Origin of the sequence: Enterovibrio baiacu (genome assembly GCF_004120195.1) — a bacterium.
In the GTDB taxonomy this organism is placed as follows: domain Bacteria; phylum Pseudomonadota; class Gammaproteobacteria; order Enterobacterales; family Vibrionaceae; genus Enterovibrio; species Enterovibrio baiacui.
In genome coordinates this window covers 472296-478561 of record NZ_SCHN01000007.1, presented here as the reverse complement: position 1 = coordinate 478561, position 6266 = coordinate 472296, and the positions used below count along the sequence as shown (strand labels likewise).

The following is a 6266-nucleotide window of genomic DNA, read 5'->3' as shown; positions in this document are numbered from 1 at the left end:
CGGCATAACCGAACGCGTTGTATCAAGCGCCTCAACGTCTTGTTATTGATTGCGCTGCTGGCAGAGCTACTCATGTGGTGGAATGGCCTCATTGCAACAAAAGCGAAATGGCAATACGACTTTCAAGCCAACACCATTAAACATCGTCGCGTTCTCTCCATTCCTCGTTTAGGTAGAGAGGTGAGAAACCACCGACGATATTGCATCAATGAACAGCAATATCAGTGGGCTATGCTCGAGTATCAGAGGCTGACACATTCTTCTGGGTTGGGAGAATTATGAGGGGATCCTTCAGCGCCTAAATAACAGGCTAAAAATAGTGGGATAAAATGGAGCGGAGCGAACAGCCCGCTGTTTTTAGTCCTTGTTGATTTTCTTGTTAGGCAATTTTTCACCAGCCTGTTTTTCAATTGAGGCAACAACTTTCTCTAGTTGAGAACCTCTTGTAGATTCATATGGTATTGATGAGGCGGCTAACACAGCCACTTTATAATCACCTGCTTTGATTGCAAAATCAGATACTTTTTCTAACGCGGAACCTCTAGGTGAATCATATGGGATCTGAGATGCTGCAATTAACATAAGCTCTGTTTGGGTAGGTGTTTTACTAACTTCATATGGAATTGTGTATTGAACTGCTTCACTTCTACTTGACGATGAACCTATATTTGATGTGATTGCTGTAAAAGCCCAGATAAAAGCAGGCATTGCTAACATAAATGCGAATATGCCTACAAAGTTTAAAAGTCCTGCGACTGCTTCTGAAACGGGACTAGGTTCAGCTTTGCCATCAGAGGAACTCTCCGCAGATTTAAACGTTGCAGCTTTATACAAACCAACAAGGGCTGTAGCTAAAATGATTAATTGAGTTACTAATTCTGTGCTCATACTCTTGAATTGCCTAACAACTTATTAGCGGGCAACTTGCCCGTTTAGTCCAACATCGGGACGCCCGACTAGTCCGCTTACAGCAGTACAGACTTTAAATCTAGTGATTGAAATCAGCCAAATAACCATTTATGCCAAACTAGCAATTGTAGAAATCGGGTGTCCCGATCTAAAAATGTGATGTTTTCACTCTACCCATCACGATCTCTATTGAAACAGTATCGCATACTGTGCATTGACACTGTTGATAGTACAGTAAATTAAGCAATTTGATGCCTAAAAATTCAGTTCCCCAACACACTTTTGACCAAAATCACTGTGCTTTCAGCACCTACAAAAACGCCACGTGATCACGTGGCGTTTTGCTTTCTACTTTTCAGCTCTAGCGCTTAAACCGTTTCCACCTTCACCCTAAAGAAAATCGCATAAAACAGCGGGATCACCACCAAGGTCAGGATGGTTGCGAACAGCAGACCAAACATGATGGTGACGGCCATACTCTTGAAGAATGGGTCTACCAAGAGAGGAGCGACACCTAAGATGGTGGTCAATGCGCCCAGCAATACTGGTCTTGCGCGGCTGAGTGCGGCGTCGATAATTGCGTGGTAAGCAGTTTTACCGTCTTTGATTTCTACGTCGGCTTGGTCGACCAATACAATGGCGTTTTTCACCATCATCCCGATCAGGCTCAAGAAGCCGAGTATCGCCATAAATTCAAACGGCGTTTGGAAGATGATTAAACCGACTGTCACACCAATGATGGCGAGCGGGGCAGTTAGCCAAATCACTAACGGCTGACGGATCGCGTTGAACATAAAGATGACCGACAAAATCATCGCGGCAAAACCGTAAGGCGCTGAAATCACCAAGCCTTCGTTCGCGTCTTTTGATGCCTTGTATTCGCCGTACCATTTCAGGGTATAACCCGGTGGCAATTCAAGGGCTTCAATTTCCGTGCGAACTTTGTTGAACGCATCCGCCGTTAACACACCTGGGGCAGGGTCAGCTTGCACCAGAATGGTTGGGGTGCGGTCAATACGACGAAGCATGTCATCCTGATACACCACGTCGACAGATTCGACGACTTGGCTGACAGGAATGAAACCGCCGACGGTATGGCTAAACACTTCGGTGTTTTCAATCGCGCGCTGGTGGTTACGTTCCGCTTCTGGCGAGCGCACCACGATTGGAATCAAATCGTCGCCTTCGCGGTACACACCTACACTGCGACCAGACAAGGTTTGCGCAATCGCTTGGTTGATCTCTTGTGTGGTCAACCCATAGCGTTGTGCGTCTTCCGCGGAATACACGGGGCGGAGCACAGGCACTTGCTGACGCCAATCGTCTTGCACGGCAATCAAGTTTGGGTCGTTCAGCATGATGACTTTGGCTTTTTCCGCCAATTCACGCAGCACGGCGCTGTCTGGGCCTTTAAAGCCCGCTTCAATTTTCTTGCCGCCCCCGCGACCGAGCATGAACTTCCATACCTTGATAGATGCATCAGGGTATTTCTCTGACAGTTCATCTTGCAGCTCGCTAAGCAGCGGCGCGATCTTCTTGTAATCGTCGATGTCGATCAGCAACTGGCCGTAGCTTGGGTTACGCGCTTCGGGTGCGTAGGTCAGCATGAAACGCAAACCACCGCCGCCAATGAAGCTAGAAATATTGGTGATGCCTTCTTTGGCTTGCACGTCTTTTTCAATGTTCGCGACTAATGCTTCGGTGCGTTTGATGTCAGAGCCTTGCGGCAAGTAAACATCCACAACAAACTGCGCACGTTGCGATTCAGGCATGAAGCCCGGCGGCACGAACTGCACGCTCCACATGGCGGTGGCGAGTGTGCCAAGTAGCATGAGTGAACTCAGTGCGCGGTGCGCCAATACCCATTGCAACAAGCCTTTGTAGGCGGTGACGACGCGGCCCGGTTTTTGGTCGGCTTTTGCCGCTTTCACTTTGAGGAAATCCAAGCAAAGCATCGGCGTGATGGTGACGGCAAACACCCAACTTAGGAACATGGAATACAAGATCACCCAGAACAGGGAACCCGCATATTCGCCCATGTCGGAAGGGGACAAACCAATTGCGCTAAACGCACAGATACCAACGACCGTGCCGCCAAGCAATGGCCATTTGGTGGCATTCACCACGTCTGAGACGATGGTTTCACGGTCTTCATCTGGGTTTTGCTGGAAGCGCACCAGAATACCGTCGGTCACCACGATGGCGTTATCGACCAACATGCCCAGCGCGATGATCAACGCACCCAATGAAATGCGCTGCATGGCGATGTCTTCAATTAACATCACGCACAGTGTACCTGCGACGGTCAGCAGCAGAACAAAACCGATGATCACGCCAGAGCGCACGCCCATGAACAGCAGCAAAACGACAAAGACGATGGCGACAGCGGCAATCAGGTTATCAATGAAGTTGGTGACAGAATCACGCACCGAGTCGGATTGCATGGAAATGACATGCAGTTCCATGCCCAAGGGGCGTTGGTCATCCAATTCTGCAATGCGTGCTTTTACCGCATCGCCCATGTCGACGACGTTACCGCCGGTGACATTGGAGATACCAAAGCCAATCGCACGTTCACCGTTGTAGCGCATCAGCATGGATGCCGGTTCTTTGTAGCCGCGTGTCACATCAGCAATGTCGCCCAAACGCAGCACGGTATTGTTGTTGCCAACGGCGATTTGCAGGTTCTTCAAGTCAGCGAACGAATCAATGCTTGAGCTTGGAATTACCGGAATACGCATGGCGTCGGTTTCGATACTGCCTGCGACGGTCACCATGTTCTGCTTTTGCAGCACTTGGTAGACTTTTTCCGCAGATACGCCGAATTTCGCTAAACGTTCGCTGGAGATTTCAACAAAGATGGTTTCTTGCTGTTCGGCTAACGTGGCGGTTTTTGCAACCCCTGGCACCAGCACTAAGTCACGACGTAACGTATCGACGTAGTCTTGCAGTTGCTTGTCGGTAAACCCTTCACCGGTGACGGCAAAGAAGAGGGCATACACGTCGGCGAAATCATCGTTGACGATAGAAGGACCAGCGCCGGGAGGGAGCTGTCGCTGCACATCGGAAATCTTGCGGCGAAGTTTGTCCCACACTTGCTGTAAATCCGCCGCGCTGTTGGCGAACTCGAGTTTGATTTCGACCGTGACTTCGGACATGCCTTGTTTCGACACGGATTTCACTTCTTTAAGTTCTTGAAGCGATTGGACCGCGCCTTCAATCACGTCCGTGACTTCGTCTGACACTTCTTGTGCCGTTGCACCTGAATATGGCGTATTGATAACAGCCTGACGGATAACGAACTCAGGGTCTTCAAAGCGCCCGAGCTTCAAATAACTGATGTAGCCACCCAGCAGCGTGAGGGCAATCAATACCCAAACACTGGTGCGTTTGGCGATGGTAATGCGTGCTAAGTCCATCGGTTACGCTCCGCCATTATTTTTAGCAGACGCTTTGTCTGTGTAAGGACGCACTTCCAACCCTTCGCGAATGCTTGACACACCTGCGATTACCACACGCTCTCCTTGCGCGAGGTGACTTTTGACGACGATGCGGTTTTTGCTTAGCGCGCCGACCTCGATAAAGCGTTTCTCAGCTTTGTTGTCTGCGTTGATCACCCACACAAACTGTTTGCCTTGGTTGTCAGGAACGACCGCGGTGAGAGGCACGGTTAGAACTTGCGCTTGTTCTTGACCATCGCTTGCGTCAGCAGGGACGACTTTCACTGCCATGCCCGGCAAGGCGCGGAAGCCTTTCATGTCATCAAAGCCCAACACTACTGGGTAGGTTTGAGAAACAGGGTCAGCTTCGGTGGCATAAGTACGCAAAACCAGCGGGAATTGTTGACCCGGAATCGCGGACAGTTCTGCCAAGGCTTTGGTTTGATTGAGGCCAGACAACATCACTTTGTGAGGAATGTTGATCACCACTTCCAAATCACTCAGATCCTGCAACGCCACGATGGTTTCGTTCGCTTGAATTTGAACGTGGTTATCGACGAATTTACGGCCAATGATGCCGTCAAAAGGGGCTTTTAATTCGGTGTATTCAAGCTGACGCGTTGCATCGTCCACACGGTTCTTGGCTAAGTCGTAGCGCGTGGTGATGGCGTCCAAATCACTTTTAGAAATGGCTTGGCTCTTGTCGAAAATCGCCTTCGCACGGCGGTATTCCACTTCGGTGTTTTTCAGTTCTAGCTTGGCGGATTCCAACGCGGTTTTCGCATCACGCGCATCAAGCACTGCCAACACTTGGCCTTCTTTGACTTGATCACCTTCTTTCACAAACACATCGGTGAGACGGCCGCCAACACGAAATGCGAGATCAGCACGTTCAGCCGCACGGATCACGCCATTGAAACTCAGTTCATCACTGCCACGTGCGGACACAAGTTCGGTAAGGGCTGGTTTAACTACGGGGGCGGCAACTTGCTGAACCTCTTTCTCGCCACAGCCACTCAATAGAAGGACAGACACCGCGATGCTCGCAGCGAGGGTATTGGCTTTGAATGTTGCCAATGCTGACTTTTTAGAAACCATGTTCACCTTTTTCTCCTTAGAAAGAAGGGTCAGGCGCGACCGCTGTTTGAAGGTTTATGTGTTTATTGGTTATTTCTAAGCCGTTCTATCGGCAAGAAGTAAACTCTGGAGTTTATTTTAGGTGTGTTTTTGTCAAAGGTAAACTCAAAAGTATACTTTGGTGATCTGCCTTGCTAAAGTTGGTGTGTCGGTAAACGGAGAAATGTAATGACACGCTCGGAACAAAAACGTCTGGCCATCATCAACGCGGCGAGAGAAGAATTTATTCAACATGGTTTTATCGCTGCAAACATGGACAGAGTCTGCACCTCAGCAGAAGTGTCGAAGCGCACGCTGTATCGCCATTTTGAAAGCAAAGAGGTGTTGTTTGAGTCGGTACTGACCATCATTCAAGCGTCGATCGATGAAACCGTCAGCTATCCGTTTGACCCAGAAATCAGCGCGTATGAGCAGCTAAAAGCGATTAGCCGAAAGGAGGTCGATATTCTTTATCACTCCTACGGCATTCCGCTCACGCGCGTCATCCTGATCGAGTTTCTGCGCCAACCGGACATGGCACACTCCATCATTTCCAAGCTCTACAATGCCAAAGCACTGTCTGCATGGTTTGCTGAAGGGCTAGAAGCGGGCAAACTTAAAAACATGACCCCCGAGCTTTTCACGAACACCTACTCGAGCCTGTTCAACGGTATGTTCCTGTGGCCGCAAGTCTTCGAAATGCGCGCTATCCCAGAAGGGAAGGACATCGACGATAAGATCGAACATGTTGTCAATGTGGTGTTAGGGGCGTGTGGGGTGGAGTAGGCACACCTCATTGAT

At 49.5% G+C, this 6266-nt stretch carries 4 protein-coding genes and 1 pseudogene; 2 read left to right on the top strand and 3 right to left on the bottom strand.

The window, feature by feature from the left end; genetic code table 11:
- Window positions 1–282: pseudogene (locus EQP46_RS06850) on the top strand (IS4 family transposase); the annotation flags it as partial.
- A gap of 75 nt (window positions 283–357) precedes the next feature.
- Here EQP46_RS06850 and EQP46_RS06845 read toward each other — a convergent pair.
- From EQP46_RS06845 to EQP46_RS06835, 3 genes are all read right to left on the bottom strand, one after another.
- A complete protein-coding gene (locus EQP46_RS06845; RefSeq protein ID WP_129492927.1) occupies window positions 358–888 on the bottom strand; it encodes a hypothetical protein in 531 nt (176 codons plus the stop codon).
- A 389-nt stretch (window positions 889–1277) separates the two neighbouring features.
- The gene (locus EQP46_RS06840; protein ID WP_129492926.1) at window positions 1278–4328 is read right to left on the bottom strand and encodes an efflux RND transporter permease subunit; all 3051 of its coding nucleotides are present in this window, start codon (window positions 4326–4328) and stop codon (window positions 1278–1280) included.
- 3 nt (window positions 4329–4331) lie between these two features.
- Complete coding sequence (locus tag EQP46_RS06835; RefSeq protein ID WP_129492925.1) at window positions 4332–5453, bottom strand: efflux RND transporter periplasmic adaptor subunit; 1122 nt, start codon at window positions 5451–5453, stop codon at window positions 4332–4334.
- Window positions 5454–5654: 201 nt separating this feature from the next.
- Between EQP46_RS06835 and EQP46_RS06830 the strand changes: the two genes are divergently transcribed.
- Window positions 5655–6251 (top strand): TetR/AcrR family transcriptional regulator, encoded by a 597-nt coding sequence (locus EQP46_RS06830; protein WP_129492924.1) that lies wholly within the window; start codon window positions 5655–5657, stop codon window positions 6249–6251.
- Window positions 6252–6266: the final 15 nt, after the last annotated feature.